General features: G+C 39.2%; 20 protein-coding genes. 8 read left to right on the forward strand and 12 right to left on the reverse strand.

What is annotated here, in order from left to right:
- Window positions 1-39: 39 nt before the first annotated feature.
- The 8 genes from purB to ACIF8R_RS00400 form a co-directional block, all read right to left on the reverse strand.
- Window positions 40-1,428 (reverse strand): adenylosuccinate lyase, encoded by a 1,389-nt coding sequence (gene purB, locus ACIF8R_RS00365; protein WP_002052704.1) that lies wholly within the window; start codon window positions 1,426-1,428, stop codon window positions 40-42.
- 54 nt (window positions 1,429-1,482) lie between these two features.
- Entirely contained in the window at window positions 1,483-2,217 is a 735-nt protein-coding gene (hflD, locus tag ACIF8R_RS00370; RefSeq protein ID WP_311086837.1) for a high frequency lysogenization protein HflD, read from the reverse strand.
- 13 nt (window positions 2,218-2,230) lie between these two features.
- Window positions 2,231-3,364 carry a tRNA 2-thiouridine(34) synthase MnmA gene (mnmA, locus tag ACIF8R_RS00375; RefSeq protein WP_396478357.1) on the reverse strand — a complete coding sequence of 378 codons (1,134 nt, stop codon included), beginning with the start codon at window positions 3,362-3,364 and terminating at the stop codon, window positions 2,231-2,233.
- A 4-nt stretch (window positions 3,365-3,368) separates the two neighbouring features.
- Window positions 3,369-3,857: an NUDIX hydrolase gene (locus ACIF8R_RS00380; RefSeq protein ID WP_174722977.1), complete on the reverse strand. Its 489-nt coding sequence runs from the start codon at window positions 3,855-3,857 to the stop codon at window positions 3,369-3,371.
- A 120-nt stretch (window positions 3,858-3,977) separates the two neighbouring features.
- Window positions 3,978-4,523: a gamma carbonic anhydrase family protein gene (locus tag ACIF8R_RS00385; protein ID WP_004707665.1), complete on the reverse strand. Its 546-nt coding sequence runs from the start codon at window positions 4,521-4,523 to the stop codon at window positions 3,978-3,980.
- 89 nt (window positions 4,524-4,612) lie between these two features.
- Window positions 4,613-5,761 (reverse strand): D-alanyl-D-alanine carboxypeptidase PBP5/6, encoded by a 1,149-nt coding sequence (dacC, locus tag ACIF8R_RS00390; RefSeq protein WP_174722975.1) that lies wholly within the window; start codon window positions 5,759-5,761, stop codon window positions 4,613-4,615.
- Window positions 5,762-5,887: 126 nt separating this feature from the next.
- The gene (locus ACIF8R_RS00395) at window positions 5,888-6,310 is read right to left on the reverse strand and encodes an MCR_0457 family protein (protein WP_263614302.1); all 423 of its coding nucleotides are present in this window, start codon (window positions 6,308-6,310) and stop codon (window positions 5,888-5,890) included.
- Between the two features lie 138 nt (window positions 6,311-6,448).
- On the reverse strand, window positions 6,449-6,820 hold the full coding sequence (locus ACIF8R_RS00400; RefSeq protein ID WP_263614301.1) for an MCR_0457 family protein: 372 nt from the start codon (window positions 6,818-6,820) through the stop codon (window positions 6,449-6,451).
- Window positions 6,821-6,922: 102 nt separating this feature from the next.
- Between ACIF8R_RS00400 and surE the strand changes: the two genes are divergently transcribed.
- The 3 genes from surE to ACIF8R_RS00415 all read left to right on the forward strand — a co-directional run bounded on the left by surE (window position 6,923) and on the right by ACIF8R_RS00415 (window position 9,678).
- Window positions 6,923-7,690 (forward strand): 5'/3'-nucleotidase SurE, encoded by a 768-nt coding sequence (gene surE / locus ACIF8R_RS00405; protein WP_396478359.1) that lies wholly within the window; start codon window positions 6,923-6,925, stop codon window positions 7,688-7,690.
- Window positions 7,691-7,804: 114 nt separating this feature from the next.
- Window positions 7,805-8,647 (forward strand): peptidoglycan DD-metalloendopeptidase family protein, encoded by an 843-nt coding sequence (locus ACIF8R_RS00410; RefSeq protein WP_311069369.1) that lies wholly within the window; start codon window positions 7,805-7,807, stop codon window positions 8,645-8,647.
- 101 nt (window positions 8,648-8,748) lie between these two features.
- On the forward strand, window positions 8,749-9,678 hold the full coding sequence (locus ACIF8R_RS00415) for a LysR family transcriptional regulator (protein WP_263614299.1): 930 nt from the start codon (window positions 8,749-8,751) through the stop codon (window positions 9,676-9,678).
- Between the two features lie 54 nt (window positions 9,679-9,732).
- Here ACIF8R_RS00415 and ACIF8R_RS00420 read toward each other — a convergent pair whose 3' ends face one another.
- Window positions 9,733-12,351, reverse strand: a complete 2,619-nt coding sequence (locus ACIF8R_RS00420; RefSeq protein WP_263614297.1) for an ATP-binding protein — start codon at window positions 12,349-12,351, stop codon at window positions 9,733-9,735.
- 166 nt (window positions 12,352-12,517) lie between these two features.
- On the opposite strand from ACIF8R_RS00420, the gene ACIF8R_RS00425 reads away from it, so the two are divergent.
- The 4 genes from ACIF8R_RS00425 to rpmE all read left to right on the forward strand — a co-directional run bounded on the left by ACIF8R_RS00425 (window position 12,518) and on the right by rpmE (window position 16,634).
- Window positions 12,518-14,707 (forward strand): AmpG family muropeptide MFS transporter, encoded by a 2,190-nt coding sequence (locus ACIF8R_RS00425; protein WP_396478361.1) that lies wholly within the window; start codon window positions 12,518-12,520, stop codon window positions 14,705-14,707.
- Window positions 14,708-14,709: 2 nt separating this feature from the next.
- Entirely contained in the window at window positions 14,710-15,111 is a 402-nt protein-coding gene (gene gloA / locus ACIF8R_RS00430; RefSeq protein ID WP_002052709.1) for a lactoylglutathione lyase, read from the forward strand.
- 133 nt (window positions 15,112-15,244) lie between these two features.
- Complete coding sequence (locus ACIF8R_RS00435; protein ID WP_006580654.1) at window positions 15,245-16,216, forward strand: bile acid:sodium symporter family protein; 972 nt, start codon at window positions 15,245-15,247, stop codon at window positions 16,214-16,216.
- Window positions 16,217-16,409: 193 nt separating this feature from the next.
- Complete coding sequence (gene rpmE / locus ACIF8R_RS00440; RefSeq protein WP_001200845.1) at window positions 16,410-16,634, forward strand: 50S ribosomal protein L31; 225 nt, start codon at window positions 16,410-16,412, stop codon at window positions 16,632-16,634.
- Window positions 16,635-16,696: 62 nt separating this feature from the next.
- On the opposite strand, the gene ACIF8R_RS00445 is transcribed toward rpmE, so the two are convergent.
- The 3 genes from ACIF8R_RS00445 to epmB are packed head-to-tail and all read right to left on the reverse strand — an operon-like array spanning window position 16,697 to window position 21,579.
- The gene (locus ACIF8R_RS00445; RefSeq protein WP_396478363.1) at window positions 16,697-18,805 is read right to left on the reverse strand and encodes an EAL domain-containing protein; all 2,109 of its coding nucleotides are present in this window, start codon (window positions 18,803-18,805) and stop codon (window positions 16,697-16,699) included.
- Window positions 18,802-20,547 (reverse strand): GTPase, encoded by a 1,746-nt coding sequence (locus ACIF8R_RS00450; protein ID WP_311086922.1) that lies wholly within the window; start codon window positions 20,545-20,547, stop codon window positions 18,802-18,804. The genes ACIF8R_RS00445 and ACIF8R_RS00450 overlap by 4 nt, the downstream gene beginning before the upstream one ends.
- A 15-nt stretch (window positions 20,548-20,562) precedes the next feature.
- Window positions 20,563-21,579 carry an EF-P beta-lysylation protein EpmB gene (gene epmB, locus ACIF8R_RS00455; protein ID WP_396478365.1) on the reverse strand — a complete coding sequence of 339 codons (1,017 nt, stop codon included), beginning with the start codon at window positions 21,577-21,579 and terminating at the stop codon, window positions 20,563-20,565.
- A 73-nt stretch (window positions 21,580-21,652) separates the two neighbouring features.
- On the opposite strand from epmB, the gene efp reads away from it, so the two are divergent.
- Window positions 21,653-22,222, forward strand: a complete 570-nt coding sequence (efp, locus tag ACIF8R_RS00460; RefSeq protein WP_263614294.1) for an elongation factor P — start codon at window positions 21,653-21,655, stop codon at window positions 22,220-22,222.
- Window positions 22,223-22,231: the final 9 nt, after the last annotated feature.

The raw sequence follows: 22,231 nt of genomic DNA on the forward strand, positions 1-22,231 counted from the left end.
AAAGCGAAGCCTAAGCTTCGCTTTTTATAACTTTTTTAATTAGATTTTGCTAATTAAATCGTTAATTTGTTTTGCTTGTTCAGCTGCATTACCTGTGTAAGTTGCAGGTGTAAGCTCAGCTAAACGAGCACGTTCTTCGCTTGGTACTTGAGCAAGTTCATTACCATTTACGAAGTCAACCATCATGTCACGAGTCATTGCTTGACCACGAGTTAAAGCTTTTAACTTCTCGTATGGTTTTTCAACGTTATAACGACGCATAACTGTTTGAATTGGTTCTGCAAGAACTTCTTGAGCTTGGTCAAGGTCTTCATTTAAGCGGTTTGCATTGAGTTCAAGTTTACCAATACCTTTTAAGCAAGCATCAAAAGCAATTAAGCTTTGAGCAAAACCAACACCCATGTTACGAAGTACAGTTGAGTCAGTTAAGTCACGCTGCCAGCGAGAAATTGGTAATTTTTCGCCTAAGTGAGCCAACACTGCATTTGCAATGCCTAAGTTACCTTCAGAGTTTTCAAAGTCGATTGGGTTAACTTTGTGCGGCATAGTTGAAGAACCAACTTCACCTTCTTTAAGTTTTTGTTTGAAGTAACCTAAAGAGATATAACCCCATACATCACGGTTAAAGTCGATCAAAATTGTATTGTAACGACGTAACGCATCAAACAACTCAGCCATGTAGTCATGTGGCTCAATTTGAGTTGTGTATGGGTTAAATGTTAAACCTAAAGATTCAACAAAAGCTTGTGAGTGTGCTGGCCAATCAACGTCTGGGTAAGCAGAAAGGTGAGCATTGTAGTTACCTACTGCACCATTGATTTTGCCGAGTAACTCAACATTTTCAAATTGCTTGATTTGGCGAGCTAAACGATATGCAACGTTCGCCATTTCTTTACCCAAAGTTGTTGGGCTAGCAGTTTGACCATGTGTACGAGACAACATAGGTTGTTCAGCATGAGTCGTTGCTAAAGCAGAAATTGCATTTAAAATTTGCTTCATGCTTGATACTAAAACTTCACGTCCGTTTTTAAGCATAAGCGCATGAGACAAGTTGTTGATGTCTTCTGATGTACAAGCGAAGTGAATGAACTCACCCGCATTTTGTAATTCAGCAATACCAGCAATTTTCTCTTTCAAGAAATATTCAACTGCTTTTACGTCATGGTTAGTTGTACGTTCAATTTCTTTAATGCGATTCGCATCTTCTTCAGAGAAGTTGCTTACGATTGCATCTAGAGCTGCATTTGTTTCAGCTGAGAAAGGAGCAACTTCAATAATTTCTGGACGGTTAGAAAGCGCTTGTAACCAACGCACTTCTACAGTGACACGAGCATGAATTAAACCAAACTCAGAAAGAAAAGGGCGTAGCGCATCACATTTGCTGGCATAACGTCCATCTAATGGTGATAGTGCGGTTAAAGCGTTCATAACGATTCCTTAATGCTGGAATAAACATAAAACAAAAATAATCTCGTTACAGACTTAGATAACTTGGTACTGTAAGCGAGCAAGTGCTTGAATATCCTGTAGCAATTTACGTTTGCTAAAAATCATGTTCCATGAACTACCGCCGAGTTGTCGCCATAAATGAGCCATTTGTAGCCCTGTAAACAGACAAGCACGAATACGGTTGGTATGGTTGGTATCTTTAAATGCCTCAGCATTACCACGAACTAAAATGCGTGGATTAATTTGCCCGGCAGTATCAACATAGGTTTGCGCCAAATTGGCTAAAATACTTGGGTGTAAATAGTTATTATCGAAAAAAGAAAGCTGTTTTAAAATCTTCTGCTGCGCTTTTTCAATAACTGCCACATATTCAGGATTGCTATAGACCTTTTTTTCTAATTGCAAAAGTGACATTGCGTAAGACATAGGAAGCTTTGCACTACGCATTTTAGGCAAACGAGACTTAGGCGCATTGGTAAAAGGCTGGGTAATACAATTTTCGAGTGTTTTAAGACCTAACGAAATATCAGCCAGTTGATTAAAAAAATCTAAAGTCTGAACGGTATTATTATTTGTTGTAGGGCGAATATTTAAACTCGCCTTTATTAATAACTCAAAATAGAAGTTACCACTTTCACCAATACTTTGCTGACCTGTCATAGCAGTCATATGTGTAAGCTGGGTCGCTTGGAATACCCCAGCTAAAGCAAGGGCACGGTTTTGGCGAACATTCAAGGCTTGTGATTGTTGAAAGGGTAACTCCACCATGCCACTCATTCCCTTAAATAAAATTTGGTGTAGGGGCATTTGTATGGTGAATCACACCCCCGCCTAGGCAAACTTCATCTGAATAAAATACAACACTTTGACCCGGTGTAACTGCGCGTTGAGGTTCATCAAACTCAACACGAATACCGTGTTCACTATTTTCATCAATAAACACTGTGCAAGCCTGATCAGGCTGGCGATAACGTGTTTTAGCGGTACAACGTAATCCTTCAGACGGAATATGTTGTTCACCTGCTACCCAGTCAATGGACTCACTCCAAAGCTGTGTACTTTGCATCAGTGGGTGTTCATGTCCTTGGCCTACAACTAAACGGTTATTTGCTACGTCTTTATGAAGTACAAACCATGCACCTTCTGCTGCACCTTTCATACCGCCTAGACCAATACCACCACGCTGACCGAGCGTATAGTACATCAGACCGTGATGTTCACCAACTTCTTTACCGTTATCCAATACAATTTTACCTGGTTGAGCGGGTAAATATTGTTTAAGGAAGTCATTAAAACGGCGTTCACCGATAAAACATATACCAGTTGAATCTTTTTTCTTCGCAGTTGCTAAGTCCAGTTCTTCGGCAATTCTACGAACTTCCGGTTTTTCAATTTCGCCTATAGGGAACAGGGTTTTATTAATTTCACGCCCATGCACTGCATGTAAAAAATAGGTTTGGTCTTTGTTGTTATCTAAACCACGTAATAAAGGTGCATATGCTTCACCTTTAGAGTTGTAAGCAGTTTCAGCACGACGAGCATAATGACCTGTTGCAATGAAATCTGCGCCTAAAGTCATAGCATGGTCTAAAAATGCACGAAACTTAATTTCTTTATTACACAAGATATCTGGGTTTGGGGTACGACCCGCTGCATATTCAGCCAAGAAGTGTTCGAATACACGATCCCAATATTCCATAGCAAAGTTTGCAGTATGGAGTTTAATACCGATTTTATCAGCTACTGCTTGAGCATCGGCTAAATCTTCCATTGCTGTACAGTATTCCGTGCCGTCATCTTCCTCCCAGTTTTTCATGAAAAGACCTTCAACTTGATAACCCTGTTGAAGTAAGAGTGCCGCAGAAACAGATGAATCTACGCCACCAGACATACCGACGATGACACGTTGTTGCATAGGACTAGGCATCCAAATGAGAAGTTAATGAGGGAGAGAAAGGGTGCTCATAAATAAGAGCTAAAGGATAATGGTGGCCTTTTATAGCATCTTCAATGGCTTTAATGACCAAAGGACTACGAGCACGGGCAGATTCTTGAAGCTCATCTAGAGTCATCCAGACAGCAGAAACAATACCTGTATCAAGTTTAGGGTCGCTTTCGACTTGAGTGACATGTGCTAAAAAGCAGAAGCGATAGTAAGTACGGTCCGGAAACATGGGTGGGGTATATGTATAAATACCAAGTAAGGCATCTATCTCAACATGATGACCCGTTTCTTCAAGTGTTTCACGAATAGCAGCTTCTGTTAGCGTTTCACCACATTCCACATGACCAGCAGGTTGATTAAACACAGTGTGTACAAAACCTTCGCTATGTTCTTCGACAAAAAGATAGCGTCCATCTTTTTCTACGACTGTAGCGACAGTGACATGAGGAGTCCATGCGGCCATAAAAAAGCACCATGAATTTAAAAGTCGTATGATACGAAATTTAGGGGTTTTTGGCTACGGTGATCTTACAAACGATAGAGCACTCTAAAAACTCTATCGTTTGAAAAACTAACTACGTTTTTAATTTGTTTGGTTATCTTTATGGTTATTTTGCACTTTTACATAATGTCTTGCTGAATAAGGTAAAAATGCCAATTCTTTTTCAGTTAGAGGACGTACTTGCTGTACAGGGCTTCCAACATATAGATAACCACTTTTTAAGACTTTACGAGGTGGAACTAAACTGCCCGCACCAATCATTACATCATCTTCAATAACGACATCATCTAAAATGACGGTATTAATTCCGACTAGTACGCGGTTGCCAATTGTACAGCCATGTAAAGTAACATGATGACCTACTGTTACGTCTTCACCAATAATAAGAGGTGAACCATTCGGTTTTGCATCATTTTTATGGCTCACATGTAACATACAGTGGTCTTGTACATTACTGTTTTTACCAATTTGAATACTATTTACATCTCCGCGAATGACTGCAAAAGGCCAAACCGAAACATTTTCGGCCAATTTAACATCACCAACAACCACTGACATTTCATCAATGTAACAGCTTGGATCAATTTGTGGATGATGATCTAAATAAGGACGGATGTTTTTTGTCATGAGAAGCATCAAAATAAAATTTAATCGAATTATAAAATAAAAAAGCACTCAAGCTAATAGCATGAGTGCTTAATCCAACTACTCTAAACTTAGAATAAGTTGCTGAAGAATTGTTTGATATGGTCAATCATACGTGCGAAGAAACTTGCTTCTTCAACTGGTTTTAATGCAACAAGAGGTTTTTCAGCAATGACTTTGCCATCTAAACTTGCAACAAGTTTACCCACCACTTGGCCTTTTTGTAGCGGAGCATTAAGGTTTGGTTGTACAACTAATTGAGTCTTAATACCGCCTGCTTTGCCTTTAGGCATAGTAACGTTAAAGTTCTCGGCTAAACCAATTTGAACTTCATTTTCTTTACCGAACCATACTTTCGCTTTTGCAAGAACTTGGTTTGCAGGTTGAACATTTGCAGTTTCAAAGTTTGCAAAGCCCCAAGACAACAATGAGCGAGTTTGATTAGCACGTTCATTAACGCTGTCGGTACCAAAAATCACTGAGATTAAACGCATTGGACCACGTTTACTCGAAGTCGTTAAGCAATAACCAGCTTCATCTGTATGGCCTGTTTTTAAACCATCAACACTTGGGTCAGTGTAAAGTAAAGCATTACGGTTACCTTGCTTGATACCGTTAAATGTAAATTCTTTCTCAGAGTAAATTGGATAGTATCTTGAGCTATCTTTAATAATATGCTGAGCTAAAACTGCCATATCTTTTGCAGTTGAATAATGACCTTCAGCAGGTAAGCCTGTAGAGTTCATAAATTGGGTATTTGTCATACCAATACGTTTTGCTTCCTGATTCATCAGGTGAGCAAAAGTACCTTCATTTCCGGCAATGTGTTCAGCCATTGCTTTTGATGCATCATTACCAGACTGAATGATAATACCTCGAAGCATTTCTAAAACAGTAGCTGTGCCATTTAATGGTACATACATACATGATTCAGCGCTGCTTCCTTTACACCAAGCTGATTCGTTCATACGAACCTTTTCGTTCTCGGTAAGTTCACCTTTTAATAATTTTTGTTCAATGATGTAGCTTGTCATCATTTTAGTCATAGAAGCAGGAGCAAGCTTTTCATTTTCATTTTTAGAAGCGAGAATTTGTCCTGTCTCGTAATCCATTAATACATAAGACTTATTATTTAATTCTGGCGGAGCTGATAAGACAGTTGCTGCATAAGAAAAACTTGGTAAGAGGAGGAGTGCAGCAATAGCGCTTTTTCGAGTCATTCTAGGTAATTCCAATATCTTGTGTGAAGCAGAAGAGCCTAGCATTTTAGGACAAAGCAAAGCCGACTTCTATGGGGGAAGTCGGCTTTTTCAAACAGTATTGTAACTAGAGAGTTTTTAACTAATTTAGTTTTGCGATTGATAAGCTTTTACGTCTTGACAAACTAACGTATTTTGCTCGTTACCAGCAGCTTTTGCATCATTACGTGCTTCTTTTAAGACTTTCTTGAAACTTTTGTCTTTAGTACGTTTTTCTAAAGCGGCAACTGGATCTGCTTCATTTGGTAAATAGTCTTTAACAAGACGCTCATAACCTTGAGCAAATTCTGCATCTTTTTTACCAATCAAACTTGGGCAAATTTCAGAAAGTACTTGAATTGCTGCTAATTCTTCCGGCGTAGTACCTTTGGTCGGTGTAACTTCAACAACATTTTCATTTTCAGTTTTCTTTTCAGCTGTTTTTTTCTTGTCAGCAGCATAACCCACTGTTGCCATTGTCATGAGTAAAACAACAGAAAGTGATTGAACTAAGCTTTTTTTCATAAACATGGATAACCTGAAACAAAAATTTGAAATATGCCGATAGCTTAAACAATTTAAACGCTAAAAAAATGGAAAAAATGTATTGTTATGTAGGTTTTCTGCTTTACATAAACAGAAAACCCTCCAAAGAAAAGCGAATTAAGCTTAGTCTTTGTAATTTACAACTTCTTCACAAAGTTCATGTTGCTCATGATGATCCATTTCTTTTGCAGCTTGGCGAGCTTCATTTAATAAAGTTTTATACTCTGCATCATTTTGCAGTGCAGAGAAGGTAATTGCTTTATTGGAATAACCGCCGAGGTACATCGCAATAATCTTTTTAGTATTGGTTTCAAGATTTTTATTTGCGCCAACAAAAGTAGGGCAAATTTCTTGTAAAACTTGAGTAGATGCAATGTCATCTTTAATTAAGCTGTCAGCTTCTTGTGTCGAGATACCCTCATCAGCAAAAACCGTTTGCGTACACAATGTGATACTGATCCCCAATACTTGAAAAAAAGGAGCGAAAGTTTTCATTTTTTCACAATTTTATAATGCTATGGAGGCATAAATATATATAATTCAACAAATAATTCAATTGAGAAAACCTTTGGGTTTATTTGTCGAGAAAGATTTTTTGTGAATATTCTAATTGCGAATGATGACGGTGTATTTGCACCAGGTATACAAGCTTTAGCTGAAGCCTTAAAACCACTAGGCCGTGTTGTCGTGGTTGCTCCGGAAAGTGAAAGAAGTGGATTTTCGAGTGCGTTAACACTAGATCGTCCTTTACGTCCTATTCAAATTGCTGAAGATGTATGGGCAGTCAATGGAACACCAGCCGATTGCGTCTATTTATCTATGAATGGATTATTCGATTTCGAATTTGACTTGGTGGTGAGTGGAATCAACAGCGGCGCAAACTTAGGTGATGATGTTCTGTACTCTGGAACAGTCGGCGCTGCCTTTGAAGGGCGCTTAATGAAACAGCCAGCAATTGCGGTTTCTTTGGCTGGGTCGGATGTTCGCTCATACAACCATAAAGATGATTATGCTCAAGCAGCCAAGTGGGTGCATGACTTTATTGCCAATGGATTACCTGCGCTACCGCCGCGACATATTTTTAATATTAATATTCCGGATGTGCCACAGCTTAAAGGGACTCAAATTACCTATCAAGGTCGTCGTGCTCAGTCTAAACCAATTACAAGTCATGTTGACCCAAGAGGAAGGCAGGTTTACTGGATTGGTCTAGCAGGTGAAGCGGTTACGGACCCACAGCGTATTGCCAGCCAAGTTCAGTCTGACTTTTTTGCGGTTGCGAACGGTTTTGTAAGCGTAACCCCAATTCAGATGGATGCAACAAACTATGCGGTTTTAGAAGATTTGCAGGCAAGTCTGGGCTAATAATCTGGGCCAAATGTTATAACTTTGTGAATAAAGAAAAAGAGGAACATGTTTCCTCTTACTTTTTTGGTACTCTTAGCCGAAATGATTTGTAGCATTTAGTGAGGGAGATCGATGCATTTAACTGGGCAACAAAGCAGATCGCATATTCAAAGAGACAATATAATGAAAATTATGATGTTGTCTGTAGCTGTAGGTTTCACTGTTGCAATGGCAGGGTGTGCTTCTAAACCACAAATTAATAATAGTTCTCGCTATTCAATGGCTCCTAACTATTACACCGTCCGTTCAGGTGATACTTTAAGTGGTATCGCAATGCGTTATGGTTTGGACTACCTCAGTGTTGCAGAGATGAATGATATTGCTCCGCCATATCGCATTTATGTCAATCAATCACTACGATTGAAGAAATCTTCTTCACCAAAAACCGTGTCGACACAAGTCATGGCGCAACAAGAACCAATTAAGCGTCAAACCATTGCATTACCGACAACTACAACAACCCCACCAAAAACGACGGTGACTACACCGCCACCAAGAACAGTTGCACCAACTACCAATACTACAGTGGGTGTCTCTGTTCCAAGTTCAAGCTTGCGTTGGGTGAAACCAAATAGTGGTCCAGTGATCCAAGGATTTAATTTGGCGAATAATGTCAAAGGAATTCGTTACGGTGGTAACCAGGGTGACCCGATTTATGCCGCGGCTGATGGTCAAGTTGTATACGCAGCCGATGGTTTAAAAGAATATGGTAATCTCGTTTTGATTAAACATATTGATGGCTATATCAGTGCGTATGCCCACAATAGCAAGATGATGGTGAAGAGTGGAGATAATGTAACCGCGGGCCAAAAGATTGCTGAGATGGGGTCTTCAGGGGCTTCTCGTGTCATGCTTGAGTTCCAAATTCGCCTTGACGGTAAACCAATCAATCCAGCAAATCTTTTACCAAATTAGCTAATGCAATAAATATAGGTTTCCTCGTATAATGCAATTGGTTGCTTTCATTACAACAATAAGCATTTTTTATAAATTTAGAATTAGATTTGAGGAAACCTATGTTAGATCAGCTTCGTGCGATGGGTGTTTTTGCTTGTGTGGTTGAAAAAAGTTCATTTAGTGGTGCGGCACGTGAATTAGGCATTACAACAAGTGCTGTAAGTCAGCAAATACGTTCTCTTGAAAATGAAATGGATGTAATTTTATTACACCGTTCTACTCGAAAACTTAGTTTGACAGAGGCTGGACAGGCTTTTTTCTCAAGTTGCCAAGAAATGTTGGCAGCAGCAGAAAGAGGTAAAATCAGAATCAATGAATTGCGAGATGATTTGATTGGTGATTTGCGTATTGCAACTACACCTGATTTAGCAGTTCAGCACATTATTCCTGCGTTATCTCACTGGATGTCTGCCCATCGTGGTTTATCTGTTCATTTTGAAGTGGGGCATCGTTATATCGATCTAATTGAAGAGCGAATTGATATTGCAGTGCGTATGAGTTCTACACCAGTAGAAGAGAGTAGTACTGTAGTTCCTATGGCTTTTGTTGATCAGATTTTGGTAGCCTCTCCCAGCTATCTCAATCAATCAAGCCCGATTTTGCATCCAAATGATTTAAACAACCATGAATTGCTTTCTATCAATGCAATGAATGAATCACGCAGTTTTAGTTTTCAACATGCTAAAACCGGTGAAAAATTACATATAGAGATGGTAAGTCGTTTGCAAAGTAATAATTTGCAAGTTGCTAAAGCCTTATGTCAGCAGGGACATGGTATTGCCAGAATCTTATATTTAGATGCTCAAAAAGAACTTAAGGCTGGTTCTTTAATTGAAATCCTTCCAGATTGGAAACTCCCAGCTTTCACTTTATATGCAGAGATCGCAAAACACGATCAACAGCCAATGAAGATTCAGCGTTGTGTTGAAGCGCTTAAACAATATTTTAGTCAGTTGGCAGGCGGAAGAGCCATGCAAATTGTTCGCTAATTTGATCTTATTCATAAAAAAGGGCTTGTGATTACAAGCCCTTTTTTATTGATGTTATTTCTGCTTCAGAGTCGCAACCTCTTCTTGAGTCTCTTGGGGAAGATCATCAGCTGTGAGTTCTTCATGCTTTTTGATCTTTTTCTTATTTTTCTTTTTCTTCTTTGGCTCCTCTTCAATTTCTGCGCCGTCTTCAATGGCCTGCCAATATTCGAGTTGCTCCATTACAGCAGCATAAATAGAGTGTTTACTGTACTTGCCTTTTTTGTCGAGTGTACCTACAGGGCGGGCCATTAAAATCTCAAGCGCTTGATCGATGGTATCAATCGCATGGATATGGAATTGACCACTTTGCACCGCATCAATCACATCTTGACGTAACATCAAATGCTGCATGTTTTGACGTGGAATAATGACACCTTGTTTGCCAGTTAAACCTTGTAATTTACAAGCATCATAAAAGCCTTCAATTTTGGCATTTACACCACCAATTGGTTGAACTTGGCCTAACTGGTTCATAGAACCGGTAATCGCCCATGATTGATCAATTGGTATTTGGCTAATTGCTGAAATTAATGCAGAAAGCTCGGCAACTGTTGCACTGTCGCCATCCACTTGCCCATAGCTTTGTTCAAATGCAAGCGCAGCAGAGAAATGTAAAATCTGTTCACGGCCAAAGTGAGCTTTCAAGAAGCTAGACATGAGCAACACGCCTTTGGCATGTAGTGAACCACCAAGTTCTACACTACGTTCAATATCAAGAATATCGCCGCCACCTTGATAGACTGATGCAGTCAAACGTGAAGGTAAACCAAACTCAACATCTGCATAGTGAATGACGGAGAGGGCATTGATTTGACCTAAACGATGACCAGAAGTTTCGATTAACTGAGTTCCTCGCGACAGATCTTGCCAGTAAAGCTCTCTTAAATAGCCTAAGCGATATTGTCTATGTTGTAGTGCAAGGTTAATGTGCTGGTCGGTTACAATCTTTTCATTGGCTTTAAATGCATGATGATGCGCTTCGCGAATGAGGTCACCCAAAGTTGAAGCATGTAACGACAGCGAGCTTTGGTCTTCTGCCTGACGGCTTGAATCGGTAAGTAAAGCTGCTAATGCACTGCGGTCAAACGGAAGCAATTTATCTGCTTGTACATAGTCAGCAATTAGCTGCATGTAAGCTTGTTCATTTTCGTCATTACGTTGTAATGTATCGGTAAAATCTGCACGAATTTTAAATACACTACCAAGCTCTGGTTCTACTTCTAAAATTTCATAATAAATTTCAGGTTCCGCCATAAGAACCACTTTAATATCAAGTGGAACTGCAGCAGGTTCTATTGAGATAGAGCCTGTTAACGTCAACATATGTTCAAGAGAAGAGAGCTTGAGCTGGCCTGATTTTAAAGCACGCTTCAAACCTTGCCATGCATAAGGCTGCTCGAGTAATTGCTCGGCCTCAAGCATTAAAAAACCACCATTCGCTTGATGTAGAGCACCTGGGCGAATGAGAGTGAAATCTGTGGTAATTGTGCCGTTGTGAGTAAGTTGTTCGACATGACCAAGCAAGTTGTAGTGCGTTGGGAAATCTTCAAAAATAACCGGTGCACCACTGTTTGGTTTGTTTGAGACAATCACATTAGCTTGATAGCGAGCAGGTACACGATTGAACATAGCTGGAGCAAAGTCATCTTCTTCTTGCTCTAAAATGAGCTCAACATTGTCAATTACATCTTGCGCATACTGCTTTAAATAATCTTCAAGGCCTTTGACTTGGCCATATTTATTTAAAATCAAATCCATGCGTGGCATAACCACTTGAGTCGCGATGTCTCGATTTAACACAGACACTTTGTCACGTGCGTCATCTTCTAAATCGCCTAAATGCAAACCAAGACGCTCGAGCTTTTTATCCATGTAACGAACATTAGCTGCGATCTCAGCACGCTGCTTAGTATTTAAAGCATCAATTTCTGTTTGAGTCAGTTCTTGCACCTGATCATCTTTTACTTGTACAGGTACAAAACCATGTTTCTCATTTCGAGAAATCAATTTTAAATCGAGCTCTTCGCCTTCTTTGGTTAACTCAACCAGCGCTTGTTGTTGTTCATCTCCGGTTTCTTCACGGATACGCTCAATACGGTTATGGTAAGTCTCGGCACTAAAACGGCGTTCAAGCTGTTTTAAAATAATTTGCCAAGTTTGGTGAAGAGTATGCTGAAACTTCGTTCCTTGCCCAGCAGGGAAGCGTAGAGCAAGTGGTTGGCGTGCTTGCTTAAAATTATAGACATATACCCAATCATCTGGAGTAGGCATTGTTTTCGCATGTTGTTGGAGTAAACGCTTGATCATGGTGCGTTTACCCAAGCCTGCCGTTCCTACTGCAAAAATGTTATAACCAGAGTAGGGTAAAGAAATGCCTGCTTCTACCGAAGCTTTGGCACGGTCTTGCCCTAAAAAGTTATTAAGCGGTTTTATACGTTTTGTAGAAGCTGGGATATTTTCGAAATTTGGAATATGCGTAAGTTGTTCGGGTTTTAAGGCTGTTTTATCCAAAGTCATTTTTATATCAGGTTGCTCAAAAGCTGAAGGAAATGCATTTATTGTGACGTTTGTGGTGTTTGTTTTAGCGAGTGATAAAGTTGAAGTTGTCACTTGATCAAGTTTTTGTGTCACTGTTGATATCCAGCAAAAGAAAACGAAGGTTGAAGATTAAAGGTATACAGGTTTAGCATAAAATATCAAGCAAACTTGCTGCTTTTATCACCAAAACAAAACTTGATTGCAGAAAGAATCTTGAAAGCAATTGTAAGAAGCGATTGAATAGGCGCATTTATAATTTATGGAAAATAAAAAACGAATGACCACACAAACCTCTGGTTGGGTCTCGGCGTTTAAAGCATTTTTAGACCGTCGTGCATTAATTATGCTATTTCTGGGTTTTTCTGCCGGAATACCTATTTTACTAATTTTCTCTAGTCTTTCTTTATGGCTAGGTGAAGCGGGCATTGATAAAAGTGCAGTCACTTTTTTCAGTTGGGCAGCTTTGGGATATTCCTTTAAGTTTGTTTGGGCACCCTTAATTGATGAGTTACCAGTACCGGTCTTGACCAAGGCTTTAGGCCGAAGACGTGCTTGGTTGCTAATCGCGCAGTGTTTAATTGTGCTTGCGATTTGTACCATGGCTTTTGCCGACCCAGCTTTAGGTCATAGCTACCTTGTTCAAATGGCGGCAGGTGCCGTGTTGCTCGGCTTTTCAGCAGCAACGCAAGATATCGTGATTGATGCTTATCGTATTGAGTTAGCTGAAACTGAAATGCAGACAGTGTTAGCATCTACTTATAATGCGGGTTACCGTATCGGTATGATTGTCGCGGGTGCTGGTGCATTATTCTTAGCCGCACATTTAGGAACAGCTAAAGGCAACTATATTTACGAGGCTTGGAAAACCACCTACTTAACGATGGCAGCCGTCATGTCGGTAGGTATTATTACAACCTTGCTTGTTCGCGAACCTAAGGTTAATCGCGTATATAAAAACTATAAAACCACAGATTATTACCGTCTGGTTTTAGTCTTCTTTGTAGCGGTCATTTCGTTTGTCATAACTTATATTTACTCAGGTCAAATTACTGAGGCAATTTCTAAAGCTGGCAATATTCAAGACAGCGCAGCTTTATTTGGCTTAGAAGCTTTAAGATTTTTAACGGCAACAGGCACTGCCATTTTAGTCGGTTACATACTGGTGAAAATAGGCGTGGTCAACCAGCAAATGGCAAAAGAAACTTGGATTGCACCAATTCTTGATTTCTTTAAACGTTATGGTGTCAAACTTGCGTTAGTGCTTTTATTCTTGATTGGTTTCTTCCGTATTTCAGACATTATTGCGGGTGTGATTTCAAATGTCTTTTATCAAGATTTGAACTTTAGCAAAGAGCAAATTGCCGAAGCTGTAAAAGTTTATGGTGTTATCTTTAGCTTGGTTGGTGGCTTCTTAGGCGGCTTACTAGCGCAGCGTATGAACATCATGAAACTCATGTTTGTTGGTGCTGTATTAGCAAGCTCGACTAACCTCATTTTCATTGGTTTAGTAAAATCTGGCAAACCGCTTGATATGGTTGATGTTCAAGTGGGTAATAAACATTATAAAGCTCAGCCAGATGAAGTGGGTTATTGGAAGATTAAAGTCCCGAGTTCCACTTTTGATGGGACTAAACAAGTTGATGTAAAAGCTGGCTATGCTTTGCAAGGTCAACAAGCAGAGACTATAGTCCGAGTTCAACCATTAGTAACAACGCATGCTGAACATGTTCCTCTACAAATTTTACCTTTAATGGGAAGTGACCAAATCACTGCTAAATCTTCTGAAGGCAGTGTGGTTGTTCGTGGTCAGTACTTTGGCAAAGCTTTATCGCCTAACCAAAAGATTGTGGTGAATCTTGATGGACAGAATTTTGATGCAAAAATGACAGATCAAAAAGGCGTGTTTAACGCTGCAATTGATATGCAAAAATTATTGTCATCACCAAGCAAGCAACTAACTGCTGCGGTGGTTGAAGGAAACCAAAAAGTATTATCAGTTTCCCATCAATATCAAGTCGCTTCAAATTCTGCACCAAAAGCAGAATTAGATGTGAACATTGAACCTCTACCATACATTGACACCAAGTCAGGTCAAGAAGTTGAGATTAGCGGTAAAGTCATCAAGCCTTATAGTTCGCTGTGGCTCTACTTCGCAATTGTTGTAGATAATATGGCTTCGGGTCTTGCTGGTGCAGCATTTATTGCATTCCTTTCGAGCTTAACTAGTGTGTCATTTACTGCTGTTCAATATGCGATCTTTAGTTCACTCATGACCCTTACACCAAAACTTTTAGGTGGATATTCAGGTACCATAGTGAGTAATATTGGGTACCCAAACTTCTTTTTGATGACCACACTGATCGGGATTCCAATCTTAATTTTAGTGGTTTGGGTTGGAAAACTACTCAAAGATCATCAAACACATGAAACAGAAAAGGCAGGTGAATAAACATGCGAATGCTTCATACAATGTTGCGAGTAGGCAATTTAGAACAATCTTTAAAGTTCTATACCGAAGTATTAGGGATGAAGTTACTTCGTAAGCGTGATTATGAAGAAGGTCGTTTTACACTGGCATTTGTTGGTTATGGCGATGAAGAAAATAATACCGTGCTTGAACTTACTCATAACTGGGATACATCAAGTTATGATTTAGGTAATGCTTATGGTCACATCGCAATTGGTGTCGAAGACGCTTACAAAGCATGTGAAGAAATTAAAGCACGTGGCGGTAAAGTTGTGCGTGAAGCTGGCCCAATGAAGGGTGGCGTTACGGTTATTGCCTTTGTTGAAGATCCAGATGGCTACAAAATCGAGCTCATTCAGCAAGATGCAAATGCTAGAAATAATTAAATAATTGAATATGGCGCTTTAAGATTTAGGTCTTAAAAGCCTAGCTTTATTTTTATAGCCCAGTATGATGAAGGCTTGACCAAATGGTCAATTTGTCAACTGGGTTTTTATTTGTCTAAAATAATCATAGGATGTGAACATGCTGAAGTTCTTGGCACTTGATCGATTTACAATTTTGTTGGTTGGTATGGTGCTGCTAGCAACATTTTTTCCAGTCAGTGGTCAAGCTGCGCAGTATTTCAATACATTAACTACAGTCGCGATTGCAATTTTATTCTTCCTGCATGGGGCTAAGTTGTCTCGTGAGGCTGTAATTGAAGGTATTTTGCATTGGAAAATGCATTTACTGGTATTTGCAATTACGTTCTTTATTTTTCCTGCCCTTGGTTTATTGGCTAAACCTATTCTTTTACCTTTATTGGGACAGCAGCTTTATTGGGGCTTTCTGTTTATGTGTTTTTTACCCTCTACAGTTCAGTCTTCTATTGCTTTTACTTCAGTGGCAAAAGGGAATGTGGCAGGGGCGGTATGTAGTGCATCTTTCTCAAACTTGGTGGGTATGTTCATTACGCCAGTTTTAGTCAGTTTCTTTATTTTAGGGCAAAGTCAGCACGGGTTTGATCCTACATCGTCCATTATAGAAATTACGCTATTGTTATTAGTGCCATTTGTTTTAGGGCAATTGCTTCGTCCTTATGTTTTTCCATATATGGCAAAAGTACCAAGCATTGTAAAAGCATTCGATCAAGGCTCAATTTTGATGGTGGTCTATGGTGCATTTAGTGGGGCAGTAGTTGCCGGACTTTGGCATCAAGTGAATTGGAAAACCTTACTTCTTTTGGCACTCGCTTGCTCGGTATTACTGACTATTATTATGTTGCTTGCACTGTATTTACCGCGTGCTTTTGGTTTTAGCCGTGCCGATCAGATTACCGTGTTCTTTTGTGGCTCAAAAAAGACCTTGGCAAGTGGGGTCCCAATGGCACAAATCTTATTTATTGGTCAGCCGTTAGGAATGATTGTATTGCCAATTATGATATTTCACCAAATACAATTAATGGTGTGTGGAGTAATCGCAAATTACTGGGCTAAATCCCAAGATTAAGTCGCAAAAAAAAATTATATGGCGTATAATACTGTCCACTTGTTGTGCTTAGCTCTAACCCTAGAGGTTTCGGTGGGCCAAAAGAATGGTCTGTTGTGGTGTTGATCTGCTTGAAAAAGCCTGCCTCAATTTAATTGAGAGTGATCAATTGCGATGACAGCTTAAGCCTTTCTTCAATTAGGAGTAATCGACGATGCGCGCCGATATTCACCCAAAATATGAAAAATTAGTTGCAACTTGCTCATGCGGTAACGTAATCGAAACTCGTTCTGCTTTAGGTAAAGAAACTATTTACCTTGACGTATGTTCAGCTTGCCACCCTTTCTACACTGGTAAACAAAAGAATGTAGACACTGGTGGTCGTATCGACAAATTCAAACAACGTTTTGCTGGTATGTCTCGCTCTATCAAGCGTTAATACTTCAAAACGAAACAAAAAACGGGCTTATGCCCGTTTTTTGTTTTTAGCGTACAAGACCATTATTGGTCTTGCACATCTGTTAAGCGATCAAGCTTTTTCTGAAAATAATCACCTTGTAAGAAACGTGCTTCCACATTCCATGCATTAGCAAACAGGTTCATATCATTTAAGTTAGCCAATAAAATTCCAATCGGTTTTACAGTCAAATAGTTCAATACTTTTTCTTGCAAGCTACTAAGTCCTTGGCCTGAGCTTAATAGGTCAGTTTTGCTGGACTGTAATTTTACGAGCTGAATATCAAGCTGCTGCAAAATTGAATCGCTATATATAGAAGAAGCAAAGTCTCGGATTGAAACCTCCGCACCATGTTGACGTAAACGACCAATCAGCGGCTGAGCTGTTGGGAGGTAGTGCTGAAGTGCCTGTTCCGAAAATTGCAAAATTAGCGGACTTTCAAGCTTGCTACCAATGATGGTAAGCAGTTTTGAAATCAGCTCAGGGAATGACTTATCTTTCAGCAAAATATCAATATTAAGGTTAATAATGAGTCTTGCTTTAGGATACTGAGCAATGAAGTTATGAAGCTGTTTACACGCTTCTACCAATATCCAGCGGTCTAGTTGAATTGATAGTTCAGCATCTTCTTTTAAGTCAGCTAAGTCATTTAAATCATGCCATTGTTCATCAGCAATAAAGCCACTCGTCACTTCATAGTTATGAGTTTCTTCATCATGCTTGTCATAAACTTGCTGATACTTCAGGTGTATTTGTCCCTGAGCTAATTTTTGTCTTAACTGCTGTAGCAAAGAAGACTGCGAAGTCGTCTCAAAATGTTCAATTGTTAAATCAAGAGGAACAGCTTCAATGCTTGGCGAAACTGTTTTTTCTACGATAGGCGTTATTTCAAGCTGAGGGGTAACTTGAGGTAGGTTCTGCTTTTCAGCTTCATTAAGTAATGAGCTAAATGAAACCTCAGTGAGTGGTTGATTAAGCGGAGCATAGCCAAGCTTTAACTGTACCGAAAAGTTTTGCTCATTCACTTTTAACAAGTGTTCTTTTTGCAAAGTTTGCAAACTCGTCAACTGAGAGTTTAAAACTGTACTATTTTCAGCTTGTAAGATGCCGATATACGTACCCAAATCGACTTGGTAAATCGGCATTTGTGCATGGTCTTTTAAAAAACCATGTAGCTGATTGAAATACTGCCCCAAAGTCTGCCAACCTTGTTGAAAGAGGCGTTCTGGGCACTGTGCAAGTCTAAATAGAACTATGGCATTTGCTTGCGCAGGGTGGGTCGATAAATGTCGGTTAATCTGTGGCCAAGCCGTGCTTAACCCAGTTGTTTTCTCGGACGGCGCCGTATTTGCTGGTGTTTTTAAATCAACTTGATAGTCGATGGTCAGCTGTACAGCATCTTCTTCTTGGCTCGGAATAAATTCCAGTTTTAAAGCATTATTACCCGAAATGGCTTGATGCTGACTTTGAATCTCGAAGCGTGCTTGATCAAACTGTCCTAAAGAAATTTTCTTAAAACGTTGTTTAAAAATATTTAAATCGTTGGGTTGTAAGACATCTAAAATCGGCAAACCAATAATATCTTCTTCTTGCTGAAAGCCAAAAAGATTCAAATATTCGGTATTTGCCTTAATGTGGATGCCTTCTTGAAAAATAGCGACCGCTTTATGGCTGTTATCGACCAATGTTTGCGTATGCGTATGAATGGTATCAAGCTCCGCCAAAAGACGTTGTTCCTTTTGTAAAAGGCGGCTGTATGACAGTGCTCGAACAAGCGTAATATAGAAATAGTCCAGAGGTTCTAGCGGGACTACATCATAAATACCTTTTTGAATATAGCTTTGATATTGCTGCGCTTGGTAATCATCTGGTTGTAAAAGTAAAATTGGTAGCTGCGGCTGTTCTGAGGCTTGAACAAGGGAGAGAGTTTGTTCAATTTTCAAATCATATGCGCGACCAAAAATAATGACATCCCACGATGTATTGAGCTGCTTTTCAAAACTTTTTAAATCATCAAGTAATAAGGCATTAACTTGATAATCATTCCCCGATAATAAATTTAAAATTTGGTTATAACGTAACTGGTTATCATCAATAATGAGTAAACGTATTTCAGTACGTTTTAACCTTTTAGATAGTAAAGAGTTTCTCACTTTAATGCTTCCCATAAATCTTGGCTATTCACGTTACTATTCTTTTTCAGCATGAACTGATCAAGCAGGTGTTGCTGCTGCTCATTCAAAAGTTCAAATTGAAATTGAATAAAACTTTGAGTAATGAGTTGTGCTTTGAGTAGATACACTTTGATTTCTTCTGTCCCCAATCGTAAATGAATTGTTTGTTGCTCTCTAAAAATTTGAGACCCCGGTAAAATAAGCGTGTTTTGTATTTCTTCTAAGTTTTGAGTTTGTAGTAATAGTGCAGGGTGGTAATTACGAGTATGGCGCTCTGCCTGAATATGTACAGCACAAGGAAACATGGCTTGTGAAAGAATTTCTAAACCCAGTTCCAGACTTTTTTCTGTTGATTGTTTAATCCAGCGAATCACACCGCCACGCCACTGACCATGCAGTGTTTCTTTGACTAAAATATATTCGCCAGTTCTTAAGTTTTTAGGCGCTTCACCAGACCATTTAATACGATAGCCATTCACACTAATATCAAGCACGGTGGTTTGATAGATGGTTTTACTCTCACGGCTTAAGCGTTGGTAAGACGAAGTTTGTTGCTCTTTTTTCTCTAGGTTTGATAAAACTTTCGATTCGCTTTGTAGATTATAGTTATTGTTAAGCTGTAGCGTTTCTTCAAAGTTTTTTGCTTTAGATAAGTAAAAATGAGCGGTACTTAATCCGAAACAGATTTGTAGTGCAGCATTATATTCATAACGTTCATGACGGCGTTGTGCTGTCGTGCCCAAAATGGTTTGAACGTGAAACTTTAACGCTGGACTCAAATAAATCTTTTCATTTTTAGACATATATTGAGCATTTTTATGCATGGTAGCAGTGACATGCTCAAGCAACGCTTGTGTACTAATAAAAATGCTTGGGTTGAAGTTTGAACTTTGCTTTTTGTTATATACAGGTGGGTGGTCTTTAGTTGGATCGACCACATACTTTGTTAAAGCAGAGTCTTTAGGCAAGATCTGAATCATGCGTGCCCAGTCGAAGCTACATTGAAACAAAGCCTGAATTTCTGATTGACGAATCTGATTGGTATTAAAAATATCTAATAAAATAAGCTGTGCATAAGCCTGCGTAATATTCGCTAAAGGATGTTGCACGCCTTGAATATGATTAATATTGGTTAAATGGTATTTGTGCTGAACGGCTGTTTCATAAAGTTGATGTGCAATTAACCATTGTCCTTTTACAGGTTCGCTATAGAGCATATGCTGTTGGTATAAAAGATTGGTCAGTTGCTGCAACGCATGGAATGTCGCCAAAATACGTGCAGTTTGTAAGTTTTTCTTTTGTTTAAAAGAAAACAAAGAGAACTTCTGTTTTTGCAGCTGTTCGTGGCTGGTCTGCGCAATATTTAAATAAATGCTGGCAAAATAACAGCGCAACAGCATTGCCAGCTCAATAATATGCTCGTTCCGGTCTGTACTAATCACACCTTGGTTAAAGAAGTTCTTTTCTAAACTTGCCAAAACATTATTAATAGTTGGGTGAAGCGTTTGAATTAAGTCAAAGCGAAGCGTTTCACTGCAATTTAATTCATTTAATTCCAAAATTGCAGTAAATAGCGCTTTTGAAGTATCACCCAATTGCATAATAGAAAGGGTAGTGACCCATTCATTAAGGTCTTTAATGTTGGCTTCACAAAAGCTTAACCGTTCACGAGTACGTGAGGTTTGATTGTGAAAAATGTCCGAAAGTGCATTATTCATCATCACTTATTATATAACTCAAAAAGTTGTAGCCCCAAAAAGCGGTGTTTTATTCTTTTCGCCCGCAATTTCCCTGACGAGTTTAGGAACCAGATATCCAGGTAGGCTCGCTAACACGTCTTGATATATCGCATCTATTTCAGATGGCATTAAATCAAAATGTTGTGCACCTTTTACTTTATCTAATACGTGTAAGTAATATGGCATAACGCGAGCTTCAAATAGACGATAACTTAAATCAGTTAAAGTTTGAGCAGAATCATTGACACCTTTTAGCAATACCGCCTGATTTAGTACAGTAATGTGGTGTGAAGATAACTCCATCAACTTTGAACAAGTAAAGTCATCGAGCTCAGAAGCATGGTTCGAGTGTACCACCAGAACAATACGCAGCCTACTGTTTTTTAATAAAGAAATAAGCTCTTCGTCGATTCGATTTGGAATGACAATTGGAACTCGTGAATGAATTCGCAAAATCTTTACTTGTTTGAGAGATGATAAACGTTCTAGCCAAAGTGCAAGCTTGCGGTTAGAAAGTGTAAGTGGGTCACCTCCACTTAAAATTACTTCATTAATGTCAGGATTGGCTTCGATATAGTTTTTAATATTGAGCCAATCATCATTTTTTGGCAGATTTTCCTGATAAGGGAAGTGACGGCGGAAACAATAACGACAATGCACAGCACATGCACCCGTCAAAGTCAGTAAAAAGCGCGATTTATATTTATGTAAAACACCCGGTAACTGGTTGGCTGCTTCTTCACCTAAAGGGTCGGTTACAAACTCGGGATGTTCCTCAAGCTCTAAATGATGAGGTAATACTTGTAGTAAAAGCGGGTCAAGCGGGTTTTTAACGTTCATTTTTCCGACGAACGCACGAGGAACACGCAATTTAAACTTTTCAGAAGCCAGAATCGCACCTGATAATAGCTGATCTGAGGATAACTCGAGTAGGCTTAGCAATTCAGAAGGATCAGTAATAAGGTCACTGAGTTGTGATTGCCAGTTTTGCTCTTGGTATAAATAGTTTATCATTTGACACGATTAAGATAATGCAACAACGCATTATATCGCATAGTTGACTTGTTAAGTTTGGAGTGTGCCTTTCATGGCCTATTATTCTACAAATGATTTCAAAGCTGGCCTTAAGGTTATGCTTGATGGTAACCCATGTTCTATCATGGAAAACGAATATGTAAAACCAGGTAAAGGTCAAGCGTTCAACCGTGTAAAATTACGTAACCTTAAAACTGGCAAAGTATTAGAAAAAACTTTCAAATCAGGTGACTCTTTAGAAGCGGCTGACATCGTTGAAGTTGAAATGGAATACCTATACAACGACGGTGAAATGTGGAACTTCATGGATCCTGTAACTTTTGAGCAAATCGCTGCAGACAAAATTGCAATGGGCGATGCTGCTAAATGGTTAAAAGATGATTCAAATGAAAAATGTACAATTATGTTGTTCAACGGCGTACCTTTAACAGTAAGCCCACCGAACTTCGTTGTATTAAAAATTGTTGAAACTGATCCAGGCGTACGTGGTGATACATCTGGCGGTGGCGGTAAACCAGCTAAGCTTGAAACAGGTGCGGTTGTTCGTGTTCCGTTATTTGTTCAGCAAGAAGAAAGCGTTCGTGTAGATACTCGTACTGGCGATTATTTAGAGCGTGCATAATAGTTAAAA

The organism is Acinetobacter sp. ABJ_C4_1, from assembly GCF_044538495.1.
Taxonomy (GTDB): Bacteria; Pseudomonadota; Gammaproteobacteria; order Pseudomonadales; family Moraxellaceae; genus Acinetobacter; species Acinetobacter nosocomialis_A.